Here is a 204-nt window from a genome sequence, read left to right on the forward strand (position 1 = left end):
TGGCCGACATGCCCGACGCGCGGCTGGTCATCGCCGGCCCCATCCCGCCGCAGGCGCAAGGCGCGCTGTCCCGCAGCCGGCTGTGGCAGGCCCTGCCGCAGGTGGCGCAGGGCCGCGTGCACCACCTGCCGCGGATGAACGCCTTTGGCGGGGTGCCCGCCGCGCTACGCTTTGGCGACCTGCTGGCCCGCGCGCTGGAGGCCT

At 77.0% G+C, this 204-nt stretch carries 1 pseudogene; it reads left to right on the forward strand.

Going from position 1 to position 204, the window contains the following annotated elements:
• Positions 1-204, forward strand: a pseudogene (locus TW83_RS21680) (iron-siderophore ABC transporter substrate-binding protein); the annotation flags it as partial.

The sequence above is a fragment of the Paracoccus sp. S4493 genome, assembly GCF_000967735.1.
Classification (GTDB): Bacteria; Pseudomonadota; Alphaproteobacteria; order Rhodobacterales; family Rhodobacteraceae; genus Paracoccus; species Paracoccus marcusii.